This is a genomic window from Bordetella genomosp. 4, from assembly GCF_002261185.1.
Taxonomy (GTDB): domain Bacteria; phylum Pseudomonadota; class Gammaproteobacteria; order Burkholderiales; family Burkholderiaceae_B; genus Bordetella_A.
This window is the reverse complement of the sequence record NZ_NEVQ01000012.1, coordinates 480,870-501,059: the sequence shown is the minus strand read 5'-3', so window position 1 is coordinate 501,059 and position 20,190 is coordinate 480,870. Positions and strand designations below refer to the sequence as shown.

Genomic DNA, 20,190 nt, shown 5'->3' with positions numbered 1-20,190 from the left:
TGTTGCTGTCGCCTTCGAATCGCACTTCACCGTTCGGGCCGATGTTGGCGCTATTGCCTGCCGCATCAGTCACGTTCCAGCCTGCGCTTGCAACATCGTTGACCTGTTTCAGCTGGTCTTCCGTTGCAGCCTGACCGCTGGTGTAGTTGTTCGGATCAAACGTCGTGTTGGTCAAACCACCGATCGTGCCAGTGTCGCCACTGATTGCGATCGGATTGCTCCCGCCGACGTTGATCTGGTTGCTGCCGATCGTCGTCTGAACACCAGCGGCATCCGCAACCGTCATCGAGCCTGCACCAACCGTGGTCGTATCACCGGCGGCATTGGTCACAGTCGTGCCCGCCGTCGTGGTCGTCGTCACGTTGCCTGCACCGTCATTGACCGCCAGACCGTCATTGTTCATCACGGTATTACCCGTGGTGACGCTGCCGGTGTTGCCCAGGTCGATGTTCTGGTTCAGGCTGACCGCCACCACACCGTTCTGATCCACACCGGTTTGAGCAACACTGATGTTGCTGTCACCTTCGAATCGCACTTCACCGTTCGGGCCGATGTTGGCGGTATTGCCTGCTGCATCAGTCGCGTTCCAGCCTGCGCTTGCGACATCGTTGACCTGCTTCAGCTGGTCTTCTGTTGCAGCCTGGCCGCTGGTGTAATTGTTCGGATCGAACGTCGTGTTGGTCAAGCCACCGATCGTGCCGGTATTGCCGCTGATCACAATCGGGTTGCTGCCACCGATCGAGATCTGGTTGCCGCCGATAGCCGTGCTGTTACCAGCCGCGTCGACCACCGACACAGTACCTGCTCCCACCGTGGTCGTGGCACCCGCAGCATCGGTCACCGTCGTACCGGCCACCGTTGTCGTCGTGCTATTTCCAGCACCATCGTTGACTGCCAGACCGTCATTGTTCATCACGGTATTACCCGTGGTGACGCTGCCGGTGTTGCCCAGGTCAATATTCTCGTTCAGGCTGACCGCTACCACACCGTTCTGATCCACACCGGTTTGAGCAACACTGATGTTGCTGTCACCTTCGAATCGCACTTCACCGTTCGGGCCGATGTTGGCGCTATTGCCTGCCGCATCGGTCGCGTTCCAACCGGCGCTTGCAACATCGTTGACCTGCTTGAGCTGGTCCTCCGTTGCAGCCTGGCCGCTGGTGTAGTTGTTCGGATCGAACGTCGTGTTGGTCAAACCACCAATCGTGCCGGTATTGCCGCTGATCACGATCGGGTTGCTGCCAGCGACCGAGATCTGGTTGCCACCGACCGTGGTCGTATTGCCTGCGCCGTCATTGACCGCCAGACCGTCATTGTTCATCACGGTATTGCCCGTGGTGACGCTGCCGGCTGCGCCCAGATCGATGTTCTCGTTCAGGCTGACCGAGATCACGCCATTCTGATCTACACCCGTCTGCGCCACGCTCAGGTTGTCGTCGCCTTCGAACGTCACTACACCATTCGGGCCGATGTTCGCGCTGTTACCCGCGGCATCGGTCGCTGTCCAACCGGCATTGGCGACATCACTGACCAACTTCAGTTGGTCCTCCGTCGCCGCTTGGCCGCTGGTGAAATTATCCGGATCGAATGTCGTGTTGGTCAGACCGCCAATCGTGCCCGTGTTGCCATTGATCGCGATCGGATTGCTGCCGCCGACGTTGATCTGGTTGCTGCCGATCGTCGTCTGACCGCCACCGGGGGTGGCAACCGTAATCGAACCTGCGCCTACCGTGGTCACCTCGCCCATGGCGTTGACCACCGTCGTGCCCGCCGTCGAGGTCACCGTGCTATTGCCGCCATCGTTGACCACCACACCATCGTCGTTCATGATGGTCTTACCCGTAGTAACGCTGCCGGCTGCGCCCAGATCGATGTTCTCGTTCAGGCTGACCGAGATCACGCCATTCTGATCTACACCCGTCTGCGCCACGCTCAGGTTGTCGTCGCCTTCGAACGTCACCACACCGTTCGGGCCGATGTTCGCGCTGTTACCCGCAGCATCGGTCGCCGTCCAACCGGCATTGGCCACATCACTGACCGACTTCAGCTGGTCTTCCGTTGCCGCTTGGCCGCTGGTGTAGTTGTTCGGATCGAACGTCGTGTTGGTCAAACCACCGATCGTGCCGCTACTGCCGCTGATCACAATCGGATTGCTTCCACCGACCGAGATCCGGTCGCCACCGATGGCCGTGCTGTTTCCAGTCTCGTCCACCACCGCGACGGTACCTGCTCCCACCATGGTCGAGGCACCTCCGCTACTGCTCACCGTCGTACCAGCTACCGTGGTCGTCGTGCTGTTACCAGCACCATCGTTGACCGCCAGACCGTCATTGTTCATCACGGTGTTACCCGTGGTGACGCTGCCGGCAGCGCCCAGATCGATGTTGTTCGCCAGGTTGAAAGCCAGATCGGTGCCACTACGGCTGATCACGACGTTGCCGTCGTCATTGCTGAAGTCCACCGTCGAGCCCGGAGCCACATTAGCGCCCGTGCCTTCGCCATTGGCTGCGACGTTCCACCCCTGAGCGGCGTAACCGATGGCATCATGGACAGTATCTTGTCCAGTATTGCCGATATTGCTCGTGGTCACTTGGTGCGTAGCCGGGTCATAAGTAGCATTACCGCCCATGACCGTTGCTACAGATTGACCAGCAGTATCCAGATCGTTGCCGACGGCGGTCACAGCCAAGTTAGTGCCATACAGCTGGCTACCGTTGATAGCGTCAGTACTGGTACTGTCCACGCGACCGGCAGCAACGTTGGTGATGGTGCGTTCTTGGCCAGCCGTGCCTACGCTGACAGTAGCCACGGGATTCGTACCAGCATAGTTGTATGTATTCTTGTCGATAACCGCGCTGGGAGTAGCCACCGCAGCAGCCGTTACGGCACCGCTGCCAAGCGCGACCGCATTTGCGTTAGATGCCGCAGCACCACGGCCAAGCGCGAGTGCGCTTGCGGCGGATGCGGCAGAGCCAGTGCCAACAGCGACCGCATTTGTGCTTGATGCCGCAGCATTGGTACCCATTGCCATCGAATCAACCGCGCCGACCGCTGTAGATGCCCCGCGACCTATTGCGGTAGACCTAAGGCCATTGGTCGTACTCTGGACACCCATTGCGAGTGAATCATATCCCAAAGCATTCGAACCGTAACCGGCAGCCAATGAATAATCACCCGAAGACGTCGCACGACCGCCCACCGTCATGCTGAATTCGCCAGAGGCTTCTGATTCTGTGCCGATGCTGATGGCGGAACCGCCCGAGGCATCGGAAACTGTACCAATTGCAATACCGTTTTGGCTTATGGAGTTCGCGGACACGCCAAGCGCTATGGCGCTATCGCCCGTCGCATTCGACATGTAGCCAATGGCATAGCTCCCGTTACCCGACGAGTTCGCATAAGGTCCGATTGCCCCGGCCTTCGGACCACTGGAGTGGGAAAATGACCCGATTGCGAGGCCATCGGATCCCTCTTCTCCACTCGCCTCGACCGATGGGTCAACTTGAGCCTGATAGCCAATCGCGGTCGATCTCGAACCGAGCGCCAGAGCTTCTTGCCCCAGGGCGACGCTGCTATCCCGCTCGGCGATCGAAGAAGTTCCTATCGCTATCGAATCATGATTGCTGTCCGCGAGTTCAACGTCAGGGTTAGCCTGACCGGATCTTGCGTTGGTTCCCATTGCAATGCCATTCAATGCGTACGCACTTGCTCCCGTACCACTCGCCTGCGAATCTTCTCCAGCAGCACTAGCAGTCGTACCAAATGCCATGGCATTCTGTGCCGTAGCAGTTGCAGCACTACCCTGAGCAATACCGCGGGCGGCATTCACAACAGAATTTTTACCGACAACAATACCCTCTACCGCCGTCGAGCTGGATTCAGTACCGATCACAATCGAGTTTTCAACAGACGGCCCGTTGGCCTGGCGGTTGCTATACGAATCGCGGCCGATAACGATGGAGTTCTCGTCCCGGCTAACAGCGTTCGTACCGATGGCGATGCCGCTTTCATCGCGGGCTTCCGATTGCGAATTGCCGATTGTGGTCGAGTTCGTTCCCAAGCCCTTGACGTTATGGCCGAGCACGACTGCGGAATCGCCTTCTGCGCCTGCCAAATGCCCGATCGCGATCGAATCCTGGTTCTTCGTCGTCGCGTCGGGACCGATAGCAATCGAATCAATGGCTGCAGCCTGGGCACCATCGTTGTTCTTGTTGCCCTTGTCTACGCCACCATCATTGATGCTGACATAGTGCTGCATGTTCTGATCGATCTGCGTCTGCAGATTGGTGATGACGCCGTTGGCGAAATCAATATCGCTCAGATCAATGCCGGAAACCGCTTGCTGCAACTGACGGACGTTGACTGCATCCGTATCATTAGCGCCGTCTTCGACATTGACGATACGGCGCGTAAACTCGCCGCCTGGCTGGCTGCTACCGACAGAAACCGCACTGCCTGAAAACGCTCGATTGGTGAACCGGCTATTACCGGAAACATCGCTCTGCGCGGCATAGGAATTCAGTCCCAATGCGACATAACCGCTATCTGCATGAGCATTGGGCCCGATTGCGGTTCCTGTCCCCAATGCTGAGGCCTGACGGCCAATTGCCACACCTGTGTTGCCGGCGCTGGCGGCATAACCGATCGCAATGCCTTCGGTTTGCGCCTCCGTGTCTTGGCCAATGCTGACCGAGCGGTTCGATGTGCCGCCCGTATTCGCATTCAAGCCGATGCTGACATTAGAGTCGCCCTCTAATCCACCGGAGTTGCGTCCGAACGCAACGTTATCATCACCGTTTACGTTATTACCGACGCCTTCACCCATTGCCACGTTGAACTGGCCTGCGACATTCTGACCAGACGCGGTGCCGATGGCAATGTTATGTGAGCGGTCGCCCGGCAGGTGTTGTCCCGTACCTTGTCCGGCACCGCTGCCTATCGAGATATTATTCTCAGCATCTGCTACCGCGCCGTTACCCAAGGCCAGCCCGCTAGCGCCGGCGGCAACCGCGCCAGTTCCCAACGCAACGGCATTGCTGCCCGAGGCAGCCGCTTCCAGACCTATCGCCGTACTTGCTACACCGCTGCTATCGCTGTTCTTACCAATGGCGATTGCGGCAGTCGGATCACCGTTGTTCGCGGGTTTGGAAACCTGAGCGCCGTCACCCAAGGCGATTGCGCTTTCGCCGTCGGCAATTGCTCCTACACCAGCGGCGAAGCTGTTGTCTTCGCGTGCTTGAGAGTTGGGACCGATCGCAATCGATTCCTGGCCAATGGCCTGCGAATCGGGTGCAGCCGAATTGGCGTGGAAATACCGAACCCCAGTCGCACCTTGCTCGATGAAGAGGTTGTGGATTTGCTTACCACTGACTGCATCGGTGCTGGTCGCGCTGATCGTGCCGTCAGCAAGATTAGTAATCTTGTTGCCGCCCATATCGACGTCGGTCCCGACGGTGACACCGCTGCTGTTGGCAACGATGACGCCGTTGGCAACATTCAGGCTATCAGTGGTGACGCTGCCGGTAGTAACGGAAGTTCCGATATCACCAACTTGACTCTGCAGTGTTGCGATATTGCCCTGTGCCGTGCTGACATCGCTTTGCAGCGTCGTGATATTGCCCTGTGCCGTGCTGACATCGCTTTGCAGCGTCGTGATATTGCCCTGCGCCGTGCTGACATCGTTCTGCAGCGTCGTGATATTCCCTTGCGCAGTACTGACGTCACTTTGCAATGTCGCGATATTGCCTTGGGCAGCGGTGATAGCTGTCTCGGCGGCACCAACGCGTTCGTTGGTTTGGAAAAGCTGTCGGCCAGATACGGCGTCCGAGCTCGATGCGCTGAGGCCGGCATCCGTCAATCCCGTTACGGTTCCGCCGCCACTGAACTCGATGCGACCTGTTCCATCGGAGAACACGATCTCATTGCCGTCCCAAGTGCCTGGCGCAGTACTGTCATTAATCGTGACTGCCGCCTGAGCGGCTCCCATCGCGCCGGCCATCGCAACAGCCAACGCACCACGTGCCAAAAGGCGAGCACCAGAACTACGTTTGCCCCGAGCTTTTGTTGTCTCTGGGACAGCAACAAAAGTGCGGCTTTCTTCGTTCCAAATCGACCTGTAGATATGATTCACTTCCCGCGCCCCTACGGCTGGTATGCCGTTGCTCTGTTCCGTTGATCTTTACTGGACACTACGGTCCATAACCAAGCGTAATTGTGGCAAGGGAACGGGTATAATTTTCTATAAAAGCACGTGATTCATTATCTTTTGACTGATATGCATAACGAACGAAACAATCACGCAAACTAACGCAATACTTCACTCAATCCATAGTGTTTTCATTATGTGCGCGTGATATGTCGGCGGCGCTCGATTTGCAGCACGAAAAAGCTATTTCCAAGACTTCGAATACTCGCTGTCGCGAAATAATTCCGGCAGTCCCGATACTTGTTTAAAGCGCAGGACTTCGTCTGCGTCCATGCCTAACCTTTGGGCGACTTCGTCTTCGTGCCATCCTTCTTTGAGCAACCGAACCACGATATCAGTCATCGGCATTACGGCATGAACGCCGCGCGCACGATTGTGCCGTATCGTAGCGCCGATACGATCTGCAATATTGCTTCGCTCTGATTGAATACAGACCAATGGCAGATAGCCATGCAAGCGTTTACGGATGGGCCCATTCTTTTTTGCGATTCGCTGGCGATGGAATCCATCTACCACGACATATTCATTCTCTTGGTGTTCGTGAGCCACGATTGGCTGGGTGTAGCCATCCACGCCGATAGATAACTCAAGCAGTTTCATTTCCGGCGGTGCAACAGTGTTGGGATTGTAGTCATTGCCTTCGACTTGGCTCACGGGCACCCACTGGACACAATCAACAGGTTCGCCAGCGAAAGGACTGTGATCGCGCAACGCCCTGCGTATACCGTTTATGGCCTCTACCCGTTCAGGCAAAGGCAGGCCATCCAACTCATCAAACAACGCTGCAGCACGACTGATCAGCTGCTCTACTTTCAACATATCGCTCTCTCTTCAATGTGACCCACTGCCCCCTGACACTGTGGACTTCGAACCCGTAGGGCGTCAGAAGATGCACATTCGACTGCAGGACCTGCACCTTGGCTGCCAGTCCCCGCTCGTCGATGTATGCGAGAACACGAGTGCGGAGCTCACGAAACAAACCTTTGTCGCGCGCTTCCACTCGCAGATAACCTTCCCGGATGCGTACCTCGTCAGCCTGATGCTCAATACTGACGAACCCGAGAATCCTGGAATCATTCTCCTGACGGACGGTGAACCACCGATGCCGCGGACCATCGTTCAGCGGATATCCACCACACTCTCGCCGTACCGTAGCGCTGGCAAAGAAGCGCCCCATCTTGGCGAAAAAAGCCGTCTCGTCATCAAATGAACGGCGCACTTCAAACACATATCCTCGTGACGAACTCATCCTCTCTTCCCCGTCACAGACAATTCCTTCAGGTCACGCTTGGCGTAGCCAAACGACAATGATCGCGCCATGTCCTGCTTCAGCAATGACATGGCCACCCGGCGCCAGGAAGGCTGGGCGCGCTGATTCTCCAGCGCTGGTGTGCCTGCATCAGGCCAAGCCGCAAGTGGATAGTCACGAGCCACCCACCAATCGATGAATGCCTTGATGCGGCGCATATACACCTGTCGTACTTCTTGCGGCAGGCTGTGAAGCAGAAACTCGCTGTACTGTTTCCATGTAGAAAACGTCGGCGGCAGTCCCATCCCGCCGCGATAGCCCAAGAACTTCTGGCGCGAATAGCGAGCACCGCAGTTGGCGCCGGCCACACGGGCGACTACGCGAAACCAAGTCTGCGGCTCGATCTGATGAAACAGATCCAACCCTTTGCGTTGATCATCTCCATAGGGCTGGCACACCCTCATCTGCGAGAAGAGAACGCCGGCACGATACATACGATCGTACAAACGGTTGTATGAATTACCCTGATCAGCCGTATAGCGCCACAGGTCGCTGAAACGCCAATCGTAAATAGGGAAAAAAGTAATCGCTTTGCCATGGAGGTGATCCCGAGCGCTCCATGCAATCGGCTCTTTGTCTCCGGGGGCAGTCCAGGCAAACTTCTTGACACCCGCACGGCGCTTGATAGCCAGATACCGGTTGAGCGACTCATCGGACCGAATGCCCACCAGAATGGCCGTGGATACGCCGTCACGGCACATCCACTCGTTGAATGCCGGAAAAAATTCTTCGAACTCCATCCGGTAGCGATAAAAGGGGAAATAATCCTGATCCTTGATCACCCGGCAGTGATCAGGCATCGGCCGGATCCAGTCCTGCTCACGTCCAGGCTCCCAGGCGCACCAATAGGGCTCCTGAAGGCTGGAGGCGTTACGCAGATTTATCGGTAAACATATCCACCAACCGCGGACGTCGGGCCGATCGAACATTTCCTTGACGTGCTCGATGGTCGACTCATACTGACCTTCGAGGTCGATAAACACGGCATGCACTTCTCCGCGGCCCAGTTCCCGGGAGACTTCCAGCGCCAAATGCAGCAGTACCGAGCTATCCTTGCCTCCGGAAAAGGCAACACAAACTCGTTGAAATTGCGTCAAGACCATACGTAGACGATCTTTTGCTGCTTCGTAGACATTCACGTCCTGGTACTGCTTGGCCGTCATACGACGTCCCTCTCCTGGTTGCTATCGCCCAAAGGTTCAAATTGTTACGACAAGACACGAAAGCCGTCTTGTCGGTATGATTTCACACCAAAAAAGTTACAAATAATACATTAGGTACTAATTATGCATCACTATACATATGCTTACGTTTGTGTATATCAATCTTCAATGAAAATTGACAATTCTTGACTGATTCGTGACGGCACAGGGCAAAAGTATGCAGAGTCGCGCCTCACGTGGGCGACCTTTCAGTCGCTGGCCTCTGTGGCGGCCAACAGCCGATTGAGTTGACAATCGACGGCACTTGGCAAATACTTCACCATATGGTGAACTATTATCAGACCTTGGATCGGACGTTTGCAGCGTTGGGAGACCCGACCCGCCGCGCCATCCTGGCACGACTCGAGCAGGAAGGAAGTGCGACGGTCAGCCAGTTGGCGCAGCCATTTTCCATCAAGCTGCCAGCCGTCATGAAACACCTGGACGTCCTTGACGATGCCGGACTCATCATCCGCACCAAGACGGGACGCACCGTTACCGTTCGCCTATCGCCTGCCCCCATGCAGGCCGCGATGGATTGGCTACGTCGCTACGAGCATTTCTGGACCCATAGCCTCGATCGCCTGGCTGCCTACGCGGAAAGCCAGGAAGCTCAACGGAGACCCGAAAAATGACCAGCCTGACTCTTGTGAGACGTATCGCGGCACAGCCCGCTACGGTATTCGATGCTTTGACCACATCTGACGGCATCGCGTGCTGGTGGGGTCCCGACGGGGGGCCAGTGCTTCTCGCCGAAACCGATGTCCGGGTCGGCGGCCGTTTCCGAGTGAGATTTCGCATGCTCGACGGGAGCGAACATGAAAGCAGTGGCGAATACCTGCGCGTCGACCCTCCACATCATCTGGCGATGAGTTGGCGCTGGTCCGATGACGAAGACGGTGGCGAGTCGCGCGTCGAATTTGCATTGCGCGCTACTGACACCGGCACCGAACTCACGTTTACACACAGCGGCCTGCAGGACGAAGCCACGCGCGCTAGTCACGAAGAGGGCTGGGGCGGCGCGTTGGACAAACTCGTGCGGCATTTCGCAGGCTGAGCCCAATCGCACCCATCCCGTAGCGTTGCGGCTACGCCCTTTTCTGGTCGGCACGAATGCCGAAGTCGCTTGGAGCGCCCCATGATCACTCTTACTACATTCCGTTGGGTACCCCCTTTTGCGCAGGGTTTGGTGCGCGATCTACGCGTGCGCTGGGCGCTCGAGGAAGCCGGTATCCCCTACGAAGAGAAGCTGATCGGCGTGAAAGACCAAACCAGCCCGGAATACAGGGCATTGCAGCCCTTTGGGCAAGTCCCCACCATCGAAGATGGCGACCTCAAGCTATTCGAATCCGGAGCCATCGTGCTGGAGATCGCCGAGCGTAGCGATGCATTGCTGCCCGCCGACACGCAAGGCCGCGCACGTGCGCGCGCATGGACATTGGCGGCGTTGAACACAGTGGAGCCCCCTATCTCGCACCTTGGCGGGCTGATGATTTTCCATGTCAATGAGCCATGGGCGGCGCCGGCCCTCCCGACCGCGGAGCAGGCGGTGTGCAAGCGCCTGGACGAATTGGCGCAGTGGCTAGGTGAGCGCGACTATCTGGAAGACCGCTTTACCGTCGGGGACTTGATGATGACCACCGTATTGCGCATCTTGCGCGATACTTCGCTGGTCAGCGACCGACCCGCGCTGCAGGCTTATCAGTTGCGCTGCGAGGCACGGCCAGCATTTCGAAAGGCGCTGGCTGATCACTTGCGACCGTTCGCCGAATACGAAGCCGCACGCGCCAGCGCTCGGCCCGCCGCTGGCTGATACGGGCCATCACAAACCGAACATCAGCGAACGATGTGCGGCAGCCCCCGCCATGGCGCCGTCGCCCACTGCCAGGGCCACCGACCCTGCGGGACGGGCCAAGTCGCCGCAAGCAAATACGCCGGATATCGTCGTCGCCCGTGTGAAATCGGCTTTCACATAGGGACCTAGCGGACCTTCTTCCAATTCGCACCCGAGTTGAGCCGCCAATGCGCCCGGACGCACGCGCGTGGCGACGAACAAGCCCGCCAACGAGAATACGCGTCCGTCTTGCATCACCACATCAACAGCCTCACCGTCCAGACGCGCCACCCTGCCTCGTTCTACTCGCACACTCCGAGCCGTCAAATGTGCCAGTTGCTCGGCATCCGGCTCGAATGCGTCATTCAGGAACAACGTCGTCGCGCCCCAATCTGGCAACATCAGCGCCTGATGTAGCGACATCGCCGACACGGCCAGCACACCGATATGCCCCTGCTGCAATTCATAGCCGTGACAATAGGGGCAATGGAACACGTGTTTGCCCCAACGCTGTGTCAAACCGGGCAATTCCGGTAGTTCATCCTGCACCCCCGTGGCGAGGATGAGGCGTTGCGCAGTATGCGCGGAGCCCCGTTGCGCAACGATTCGAAACCCGCCGTCAACGGGCTCGGCGACCTCTACCCAGTCGTCCAACCACTGCACGGTGGCATAGCGCATGAGCTGTGCTCGGCCCGCGGCGGCGATCTGTTCAGGAGGCCTGCCGTCTTGGGTGAGAAAGCCGTGCGAATGGGTAGCGTATCGATTACGACGCTGTCCAGCATCAATCACCAACACTTTACGGCGCGCACGTGCTAACTGCAGGCCGGCTGACATACCGGCATAACTGCCCCCAATGATGATCACGTCGTAGTCCATCGTAAATCTCACCTATGTGCATTCAATTTCACGTATCTTTTAATGATACATTAAAGTTCGAACTCTGGCGATATAAGCACGTTCAGTCAGGAATCGAACAACGACTCAGGGCCGTGGCCAATGGCTGGATTTCGTTTTCGCATTAGAAGGAGCCGCACGACACAATGCGTCGAACTGCCCCGCCAAGTCGGCTAGACTGACCGCCCCCAACCGCTGCACCAGCAGAACCTCGGCCTGATGCAAGGCGTCCGCAATTGCCGCGTTGACCACGCGCTCTACGGCGCAGTCGGGATTGTCACGGTCGGCGCCAATCGCAAAGATGCGCGGGCCGCCAACTGCTTGATGCACATCGAGCAGCGTAATACGGTCCAGCCCGCAAGCCAGGCGCCAGCCGCCATGATGGCCCTTGTCAGATTGCACATAACCGGCCATGCGCAGGCCCGCCATGGTGCGACGGACAACGGCGGCATTGGTGTCCAACATGCGCGCGATCTGCTCGGATGTCATGGGCTCGTTGGCACGTGCCATGTGCAGCAGTACGTGCAGCATGCGGGAAAGGCGGCTATCAGTTCTCATGGGTAGCGCATCAAGGCCGAAGCCAAACTTATTAGATACTCTGCATTATCAATCATACTCGCGGCGGATTTTCCCAAGCTTGCGCTAAAGTGAATGTGCGGTGAACCTCATCTCACAATGGTGAGGCTTACTCGCCTGCACGCACTGAAACCACGTCGACCAATCGAGGCTTACACTGTGAAGGCTGACATCACTTTAGAAACCCCCACTTTGCACGACCAGCATGGCCGATGGCCACAGGCAGAATCGGTAGAGGATTTCCGCCGCAATCTGGCCGACGTCTATGCACGCATTACTGCGGCGTGTCAGCGAGTCGGGCGCGATCCGGCTGGCGTGCGTCTGCTGCCTGTGAGCAAAACCAAAGATGAGGCAAGCATCCGTCTCGCCTATGCGGCCGGCTGCAGGCTGCTGGGCGAGAACAAGCCTCAGGAGGCTTACCGAAAATGGGAGGCCATGGCAGACCTGACCGATTTGCATTGGTCAGTGATCGGCCATTTGCAGACCAACAAAGCCAAGCTGGTGGCTCGCTTCGCTACCGAGTTTCAGGCATTGGACAGTCTGCGTATAGCTGAGGCGTTGGATCGGCGTTTGCAGACCGAAGGCCGCGCGTTGGATGTGTTTGTGCAAGTCAACACATCAGGCGAGGCAAGCAAGTATGGCCTGCCGCCAGATGACGTGGCCGCATTTCTCAAGGCGCTGCCGGCATTTGCAGCGCTGCGAGTGCGTGGATTCATGACGCTTGCATTGTTTTCCGCTGAAACCGAGCGCGTCCGCCAATGCTTCGTGCGATTGCGTGAACTGCGGGACAGGCTACGCCAAGAGGCGCCAAGCGGCATCGCACTCGACGAGCTGTCGATGGGCATGTCCGGCGATTATGAAATCGCCATTGAGGAAGGCGCAACGGTTGTGCGCGTGGGACAAGCGATCTTTGGCGCGCGATCCACACCAGACGCTTACTACTGGCCATCAACCGTGGAAGATGGGTCCAGCCAATGAGTCACTCGATCTTGCGGACGCGCACGTGCTATATTCTTTCCACTGATCGCTAGATTTGACTAGACACCCATGGTTTCGTCTGCGCGCCATCTCTCACTCGCCCTGACCACGAGCATCGTGGCCGGCGGCGTGCGCGCTACGAACCCGCCCCCCTCTCCTGTCGCGCCTCCGGCGAATATCGCAGTGGCTCCGCCACTCGCGATGATCCTGGGCTGATCCAGCCCACCTCGCGGCCCCTACCTTGATGCCATTAAGGCTGCCCTGACACTGTAGTGCCAGCGGATGGCTGGGGCCTGTTCGTTGTTCGACAGGTGAATAAACAATGACTTCTAGATCTTTCACATGGACGGGTTTCGCCGCCATGTCCACGTTCGTGCTGCTATGGGGCAGCGCGGCTATTTTCATCCGCTGGGGACTGGACCACGGTTCCGTGCTTGCCATGCTGATCCTGCGCTTTAGTCTGGCGCTCGGTGCGCTGTTACTGATCGGTTTGCCAAGCTGCCACTGGCTGCCTAGACCCGGGACACGGTGGCAGGTTGCGGGAACGGGACTGCTACTGATTGGCGGCTACTCGGTGTGCTATTTCCAGGCAATGGCAAATGGCATCACTCCTGGACTATTGGCGACGCTACTCGGTATACAGCCGATCCTGACCCTGCTGATGACCGAAAGGCGTCTCTCCACCTGGAGGTTACTCGGCCTCTCGCTCTCATTGGCCGGCCTGACGCTAGTGGTGTATCAAAGTTTGGTCCTGACAAAATTGTCCGTGCTGGGCATGGGCTACGCGCTGGCTGCACTGTTATGTATGACCTTCGGTGCCATGCTGCAGAAACGCATTCAGCAAGCCCCCACCGAAGTACTGCCCTTGCAGTATGCCGTAACGTTGCTGCTGTGCCTGGGCCTCATCCCGTTGCAGCCTGTTCACGTAGAACTCAACCTGGGTTTTTTGATTCCCTTGTTGTGGTTAGGGCTGGGGATCTCGGTCGGAGCGCAACTGCTGCTCTACCGGATGATACGCAACGGCAACCTGGTCAACGTCACTAGTTTGTTCTATCTGGTGCCAGTGATCACGGTGCTTCTTGATTATCTGTTTCTGGGTAACGCGATGCCTGCGCTGGCCATGGCGGGCATGGTGGCAATTCTGGCCGGATTGGTTGTCGTGTTCAGAGCGCCCTCGTCGGTCGATCATTAAGAAGGCCAAGTGTTCGCCGCCATCGAGCAATCGACCAAGCGCAGTTGCCCACAGAAGAGCCGCATCTCCTGCGAAATTATTGTGGCTTGAGGGGATTGCCCTGACCGATGGTGGCGGACCGCTGCATGGCCGCCAACGGCTCGCGCACGTGGTAGTCCGGCACCATGCGCAGGTTCGGCTCGCCGGGCACCTGCACATAACGGCTGAAGCCATCTGGCGCCAAGTCGCCCACGTCCATCAGCGCCAGCGCATTACCCTGCGCGTCCTGCAGCGCAATGCGCAGATGAGGCGGCGCCAAGCCATAAGGTTGTCCCTCGATGGGCGTCAATTGGCGTTCGCTGCGCAGTTGTGAAAACAGCTTGACGAAAGCAGCTGCATCGAAATCGGTAGCCGAGGCGCCACGCCAGCCGCCTGGTTCGCGATCCATGGTGATTCGTGCTTGCGGCGTCGACAGTGTTACTTGGGCCACGTCTGCAGCACTCCAATCGTACAAGCGCGCAGGTTTGCCGTGCTCGTCATGCAGATGGGTGTGTCCGTCATGGTGCTCCGGCGCCTCGCGCAGCTCATTCCATTGCCATATCGACAGGGCCACGCCCGCCAACAGCACCGCCAGCCAGGAACGCGCGGCCGTCATCGGCGCCTCCACCACATCATCAAGCCGATCAACAGCGCCAGCGCCGGCAGGGCGACGGTGCTGGTCCAAAACACCGTCTGCATCTGGCGGTTGGTCAGTTCTACGCGTCCCTGCTCATAATGCCGAGGCCGGATATCCAGCAGTGGGTCCGCGCCAGCCAGCATCGTCACCGCATTGACGAACAGCGCGCCGTTACCCAGTGCAGCGAAGTGCTGGTTGGTGGCAAAGTCGCTGTCGCCTGCGACCAACAGCATGGGCCGCCCCGCGCCCTCCTCTGGGCCGGCCTTGCCGGTGGCCAGAGCCATCAGCGTCAAGCGCTGAGGCTCACGCCCAGGCAGCCGCGCCTCTGGCGATGTCTGTGCCAAGGGCGTAACCGCGACGCCCGGCGGCAGGCTCTCTCCTGCCGGTTCGAGCGCGGCGGCACCTGGGAAAAAGCTCAATGGCAGGCCGCGCGTCAACTTGTGACGGGTGTAGTCGCTGACTGCGGGACTGCCTGGGTCATTGCGATAGTGGCTGCCCGAATCGGTTATTCCTCCAGCTGCCTGCGCCACGCCGAAATCCGCCAGCAAACCTCCCAACCCGTGAGCGCTGTCGGGTTCCAGCAGCACCAGGCTCTTGCCGCCGCGTACGGTCCAGTCGCGCAACGCGCTGACGTCCCCGGAGCCGAACGGTGTGCGTGGCCCTGCCACAACAACCACGGTGCAATGCGGCAATGCTTGCGCCAAGCTTCCCGCATTCACGCCTACGGTAGCGAAACCTAAGGTGCGCAAGGCATTACGCGCCAACGCCAGGCCATTGCGTTCATGCACTTCGACGCGTGCCACCAGGTTTTCATCGTGATCGTGGTCTTCCAGATCGTCGAGCGAGCTCAGGCTATTCAATGTGGCCTCGCCATGTCCCTGGGTAAAGCAGATCGTCTGCGACCCGTTCTGGCTGATACGGATCAAACCGTTGGTGAAGTCCGTTTCTGTTCCACCATTGATCGTGGTGCGACGATCACCGGATTCCAGCACCGCGCTGCCCGCAAACTGGATGCCGGCCGCGCGCGCTTGCGCGGGCCGCAGCGCAGGATCCACACCGGTCACCTGGATCAATGGGTTGGCGCGCTCGTATTGGCGCAACAGATGCAGGGCATCCACCATGCTCTTGTTGCGCAGGTCATAGAACCAGGTCACTGTTATGGGTTGACGGATGGCGCGCGCCGCCTCCAGGCTTTCCTCAGACAGGCTGTACACCTGTTGCGCGGTGAGGTCCAGCCGGCCCAGGCTGCGCGTAGCCCACAAGTTCAGCGCCAGCAGTACCGCGCCCGTCGCCACGACCGGCAACCATAACAGCCAGCGCCGTCCGACGCGCCGCATGCCAGAAGCGCTCATCGCAGCCTCCAGCGCTTCAGATTTACCGCGGCCACCATCAGGGCCAGCAGAGCCAAGCTAAGCAGCATGACGGTGGCCGGCCCAGGCAACACCCCCCGGATGAAATCCACATGCTGGGCTGACAGCGACAAGGCCTGGAACAATGGCGACAGCGCCGGCAGCGCATCCAGCGCGGCGGGATAATCGATAAACCACAGCAGCACCAGGATGCCCCAGGTGGCGCTGGCTGCCACGATCTGGTTCGAGCAAGCGCTGGACACTGCGATGCCAATGGCCAGGAACAGCGCACCGTACAGGAACACGCCGATATAGCCGCCCACGATGGGGCCATAGTCCGGCTGCCCATACCAGGCCAACGGCAACACGGCCACCATGGTGCCCGCCAGCATCAGCGCCAGCATCGTCAGTCCGGCTGCGAACTTGGCGGCAACCAGCGTCGCATCCGACAACGGCAAGGTCAGCAGCAATTCCAGCGTCCCCTGACGGGCCTCCTCGGCGAATGCCCGCATGCTCACCAGCGGCATGACCAAAATCAGCAAGATCGTCATGTTGTGAAACGAGGTCACCATCTGACCCGTACTCACAAAAAACAGATTGAAGCTGAACAGATAACCCGCCAGCGCCCAGAACACCGCCACCACTGCCAGGGCAACCGGCGATCCGAAATCCGTGCGCAATTCTTTCCGGTACAACGCGCCAAACCCGCTCATGCGCGCCTCCGCATCTCTGTGTCGTTGGGCGCCAAGGCCGCCAATAATCGCGTTTCCACCGCATCATGCGCGCCGAGCACCGCCCGCAGGCGGGCCATGCCCAACACCTTCCGCAGCACCGCATCGCAGGCCTGCTCTCCCTCGGCTTCGTCCCAGGCAATCTGCCAATCGCTCAGCCCTTCGGCAAGCAAGGTGACCAGCGCCCGTGGAGCCCCGGGGCAAGTGGCCAGCGCCTGATGCAGCTCGGCGTGCCTGGCCTGCGGCAGATCCAGTCTCAATTTGAGCAAGGGCTGCGTGCCCCCAAGCGACGTGTCCTCTATCAGATGGCCATTGCGCAAAATCACCATGCGAGTGCACAGCGCCTCGACTTCCTGCATCAGGTGGCTGCTAAACACCACGGCCCGTCCCTCTGCACAACGCCGTATCATGGCGCGCGCCTCGACGATCTGCAACGGATCGAGGCCATTAGTAGCCTCGTCCAGCAGCAGCACTGGCGGATCGTTCAACACAGCCTGCGCCAGGCCTACCCGCTGGCGCTGCCCCTTGGACAGGCGGCCGATGGGTGTGCCTGCCAATCCCTGCAAATCGAAACCATCGAGCGACCGTTCGATTGCCCGGCCGCGCCCGATGCGGTCGCGAGGCAACTTGACGCCCGCTACGAACGCCAAGTACTGGCTCACCGTCAGCGTGTCGTACAGCGGGACGCGCTCAGGCAAGTAGCCGATATCGGCATTGCCGCGCCCCGCAGCCGGCGTGCGGCCGCAAACCGTCACGCTGCCACTGTCGGGCGCATAGTAGCCCGCCATCAGCCGCAATGTCGTGGTCTTGCCGCTGCCGTTCGGTCCCAGCAACCCGACGATCTCGCCTTTGCCCACGGCGAGCGAGATCCCGTGCAGCACCTGCCGGGACCCGAACGACTTGGTAACGCCCTCCAGCGCGACCGCCGCTGACATGCGCGCCTCAGTCAAAGACTTTGGTCTTGGCGTTCTGCGCGTGCTGCTGCGCGTCGTGGCTATACCAGAGCTGGCCCTGATTGGCGTCGCGTATCTGTTTGAGCCGATCGATGGCCCGCATCGAGTCGTTGGTATTCCAGGTGATTCCCGGAATCACGCCCGCCTCGTTTTCACCGGTGTAGATGGCATCGGCAGCCAGCAGCACCATGCCGGTGTTTTTCAGCTTGACCTGCAGCGACTGGTGTCCCTGCGTATGTCCCTTGGTGTCCAGCAACACGATGGAGCCGTCGCCAAACAAGTCGAAATCGCCTTCTACCTGGATGAAGTCGTAGTCGCGCGTGGTGTCGAAGTCTTTCATGACATAGGCGGCGCGCTGGAATTTTTCGGGCCACCAGGCCGCGCGCAGCTCCGCCTTTTGAACCACGTGCTTGGCGTTGGGGAACATTTTGATATTGCCGGCGTGGTCCAGGTGGAAGTGCGAATACACCACGTATTTCACGTCGCTCACATCAAAACCAGCGGCCTTGAGCTGGCGGTCGATGACTTCGTCGCGCCCCTGGATCGAATTGAACGCGCCGCACAGCCCCTGCCCCCAGTAATTGGCGCAGTTGCCATCGGCGGTCGCCTGGTTCATGCCGGTATCGAACAACACCAGGCCACGCGGATGCTGAATCACATAAGCCGGCACGGGAATCTTGATCTTGGTGCCGACATCGACCATGGCGGTCATGAAACCCTTGTCCAGCTCGATCTTGCCGACGGATAGCTGCATCAGCTTGATGTCCGGTGTCTCTGCCGCCTGCGCAGCCGCGCCCGCCGAGATGGCCAGTGCGGCCATCAGCCCTTTCCAACCCTTCCTCATCATCGTCTCCTCGTTGGTACTGCAAGAACGTCGGTTTTATAGAAGGCCGGGCTCCGAGCTCCGCGGCCAGCAAAAACGCTCCCGGTGTATCCCGGGTGAATCGGTAGCAACAAGCATCGCAGACTGGCGATGAATGCAAGGGTTTCCCCTAGCCAGCGCTGGCGTACAACGAACAAGCTAAAGATGAATCGCACTCTGCCCCAGCTGCAATCGGGCTGTCAAATTATGTTTGATTAAGTGCGCCTTCGGCGGCGTGAAAGACCGGCCTTGCGTTGCGCCGACCCCGCAGGGAATCGGGAATATGGGTGTGAAAGCGCCGATTTCCACGAAGGCATCAACGCGCTTTCAGGGTCACGGCCGGCGATGCAGCATCGATAGCCGTGTGTGACGGGAGTTCTCATGCCGCCGCTTCGGAAAAACGCAATCCGATGATTCCGATGCACGCCAATCCCAAGAAGAAAGCTCGTGGCCAGCTCATCTGGTCCTGAAATGCCAGCACACCCACAAGCACCAGACCAATCGTGCCGATACCTGTCCAGATAGCGTAAGCCATCCCGACGGGTAACGAACGCAAGGCCAATGCCAGCAAATAGATGCTGCCCAGCCCTGCTATGACCGCGATGGCGCTCGGTCCGGGCTTGGTCCAGCCCGCATTTAATTTGAGGCAGAGACCCATCACAATTTCTAAGCCTGCGGCGAGAAGCAAATAAGTCCACGCCATGCTCTCAGCCTCCGGTCGAATTTGGCAGTTCGGTGACGGGGCGGGAAGACACCTTGGTTGCCAAAAGCCCCGCCTGCACGGCGGGCCGTGCAGCTATCTCCTCGAGCCACCGTCGGACATGCGGGTAAGGCGTGATGTCCAGATGCAATTCCTCCCAGGTTCTGAGCCAAGAGAACGCAGCAATATCGGCAATGCTGTAGTTGTTCGAGGCGATGAAGGCGGACCCGCTCAAGCGGGTATCCGTCACTTGGTAAAGACGCAGCGATTGCGTCCGGTACCGCTGTATTGCCTCAGTGTTATCTGTTTTCGACGCATGCAAAAACCACCATAGCTGCCCCAGCATCGGCCCGATACCGCCAATCTGGAAATGCAGCCATTGCTGCACGGCGATATTCTCCGCCTGCGTCGTAGGCAGCAGGCACCCCGTCTTCGATGAAAGATAAGAAAGTATGGCGCCTGATTCGAAAACTGCGAGACCGGCCTTTCGATCAACGATGGCCGGAATCTTGCCGTTCGGGTTGATTTTCAGGAAATCCGGCCGATGTTGATCGCCGCGCCCAAGGTCCAGGTCGAATTGCTCATAAGCCAGCCCGGCCTCTTTGAGAAAAATGCTGACCTTCTGCCCATTGGGGGTGTCTGCCGTATAGAAAGCAAGATCGCTAGGTTGTGTCATGGTGGCCCTCGATTACGATTGCAATTGCAATTAAAATAGTTGCAGTTGCAATCGTAAGGCACGATATAGAGTCG

General features: G+C 58.8%; 18 protein-coding genes and 1 pseudogene. 6 read left to right on the top strand and 13 right to left on the bottom strand.

The features are described 5' to 3' along the window. The 3 genes and pseudogenes from CAL20_RS10275 to CAL20_RS10270 form a co-directional block, all read right to left on the bottom strand. A partial coding sequence (locus CAL20_RS10275) for a hypothetical protein (RefSeq protein ID WP_143277057.1) occupies positions 1-6,025 on the bottom strand: 6,025 nt, incomplete at its 3' end. Between the two features lie 21 nt (positions 6,026-6,046). After that, a pseudogene (locus CAL20_RS25875) lies at positions 6,047-6,130 on the bottom strand (ESPR domain-containing protein); the annotation flags it as partial. Positions 6,131-6,388: 258 nt separating this feature from the next. Then, complete coding sequence (locus CAL20_RS10270) at positions 6,389-7,024, bottom strand: IbrB-like domain-containing protein (RefSeq protein ID WP_094837792.1); 636 nt, start codon at positions 7,022-7,024, stop codon at positions 6,389-6,391. Positions 7,025-7,094: 70 nt separating this feature from the next. On the opposite strand from CAL20_RS10270, the gene CAL20_RS25595 reads away from it, so the two are divergent. Next, a complete protein-coding gene (locus CAL20_RS25595) occupies positions 7,095-7,415 on the top strand; it encodes a hypothetical protein (RefSeq protein ID WP_179266647.1) in 321 nt (106 codons plus the stop codon). Between the two features lie 35 nt (positions 7,416-7,450). On the opposite strand, the gene CAL20_RS10260 is transcribed toward CAL20_RS25595, so the two are convergent. Further along, entirely contained in the window at positions 7,451-8,677 is a 1,227-nt protein-coding gene (locus CAL20_RS10260; protein ID WP_094820627.1) for a DUF3440 domain-containing protein, read from the bottom strand. Between the two features lie 323 nt (positions 8,678-9,000). Here CAL20_RS10260 and CAL20_RS10255 point away from each other — a divergent pair, with 323 nt between their 5' ends. The 3 genes from CAL20_RS10255 to CAL20_RS10245 all read left to right on the top strand — a co-directional run bounded on the left by CAL20_RS10255 (position 9,001) and on the right by CAL20_RS10245 (position 10,529). Beyond that, positions 9,001-9,351, top strand: coding sequence for an ArsR/SmtB family transcription factor (locus CAL20_RS10255; protein WP_176456468.1), 351 nt, complete (start codon positions 9,001-9,003; stop codon positions 9,349-9,351). Next, complete coding sequence (locus tag CAL20_RS10250) at positions 9,348-9,773, top strand: SRPBCC family protein (protein WP_094820626.1); 426 nt, start codon at positions 9,348-9,350, stop codon at positions 9,771-9,773. The genes CAL20_RS10255 and CAL20_RS10250 overlap by 4 nt, the downstream gene beginning before the upstream one ends. An 81-nt stretch (positions 9,774-9,854) precedes the next feature. Beyond that, on the top strand, positions 9,855-10,529 hold the full coding sequence (locus CAL20_RS10245) for a glutathione S-transferase family protein (RefSeq protein WP_094837790.1): 675 nt from the start codon (positions 9,855-9,857) through the stop codon (positions 10,527-10,529). Between the two features lie 9 nt (positions 10,530-10,538). Here the strand turns inward: CAL20_RS10245 and CAL20_RS10240 are convergent, their stop codons facing one another. Both CAL20_RS10240 and CAL20_RS10235 read right to left on the bottom strand, forming a co-directional pair. Continuing rightward, positions 10,539-11,426: an NAD(P)/FAD-dependent oxidoreductase gene (locus CAL20_RS10240; RefSeq protein ID WP_094837789.1), complete on the bottom strand. Its 888-nt coding sequence runs from the start codon at positions 11,424-11,426 to the stop codon at positions 10,539-10,541. A 105-nt stretch (positions 11,427-11,531) separates the two neighbouring features. Then, a complete protein-coding gene (locus CAL20_RS10235) occupies positions 11,532-12,002 on the bottom strand; it encodes an Rrf2 family transcriptional regulator (protein ID WP_094837788.1) in 471 nt (156 codons plus the stop codon). Positions 12,003-12,179: 177 nt separating this feature from the next. On the opposite strand from CAL20_RS10235, the gene CAL20_RS10230 reads away from it, so the two are divergent. Continuing rightward, positions 12,180-12,998 carry a YggS family pyridoxal phosphate-dependent enzyme gene (locus tag CAL20_RS10230; protein WP_254923963.1) on the top strand — a complete coding sequence of 273 codons (819 nt, stop codon included), beginning with the start codon at positions 12,180-12,182 and terminating at the stop codon, positions 12,996-12,998. Positions 12,999-13,320: 322 nt separating this feature from the next. Next, entirely contained in the window at positions 13,321-14,190 is an 870-nt protein-coding gene (locus tag CAL20_RS10225; RefSeq protein ID WP_256981407.1) for a DMT family transporter, read from the top strand. Positions 14,191-14,266: 76 nt separating this feature from the next. Here the strand turns inward: CAL20_RS10225 and CAL20_RS10220 are convergent, their stop codons facing one another. From CAL20_RS10220 to CAL20_RS10190, 7 genes are all read right to left on the bottom strand, one after another. Beyond that, positions 14,267-14,824 (bottom strand): electron transporter SenC, encoded by a 558-nt coding sequence (locus tag CAL20_RS10220; protein ID WP_094820621.1) that lies wholly within the window; start codon positions 14,822-14,824, stop codon positions 14,267-14,269. Beyond that, on the bottom strand, positions 14,821-16,197 hold the full coding sequence (locus tag CAL20_RS10215) for a GldG family protein (protein ID WP_094837785.1): 1,377 nt from the start codon (positions 16,195-16,197) through the stop codon (positions 14,821-14,823). Before CAL20_RS10215 ends, CAL20_RS10220 begins: the two co-directional genes overlap by 4 nt. Further along, positions 16,194-16,907: an ABC transporter permease gene (locus tag CAL20_RS10210; RefSeq protein ID WP_094820619.1), complete on the bottom strand. Its 714-nt coding sequence runs from the start codon at positions 16,905-16,907 to the stop codon at positions 16,194-16,196. Before CAL20_RS10210 ends, CAL20_RS10215 begins: the two co-directional genes overlap by 4 nt. Next, the gene (locus CAL20_RS10205; RefSeq protein WP_094837784.1) at positions 16,904-17,860 is read right to left on the bottom strand and encodes an ABC transporter ATP-binding protein; all 957 of its coding nucleotides are present in this window, start codon (positions 17,858-17,860) and stop codon (positions 16,904-16,906) included. The genes CAL20_RS10210 and CAL20_RS10205 overlap by 4 nt, the downstream gene beginning before the upstream one ends. Positions 17,861-17,867: 7 nt before the next feature. Continuing rightward, positions 17,868-18,698, bottom strand: coding sequence for an N-acyl homoserine lactonase family protein (locus CAL20_RS10200; protein WP_254923962.1), 831 nt, complete (start codon positions 18,696-18,698; stop codon positions 17,868-17,870). Positions 18,699-19,119: 421 nt separating this feature from the next. Further along, positions 19,120-19,443, bottom strand: a complete 324-nt coding sequence (locus CAL20_RS10195) for a DMT family transporter (protein WP_094837783.1) — start codon at positions 19,441-19,443, stop codon at positions 19,120-19,122. A gap of 4 nt (positions 19,444-19,447) precedes the next feature. Then, entirely contained in the window at positions 19,448-20,116 is a 669-nt protein-coding gene (locus CAL20_RS10190) for a glutathione S-transferase family protein (protein ID WP_094837782.1), read from the bottom strand. Positions 20,117-20,190 lie beyond the last annotated feature (74 nt).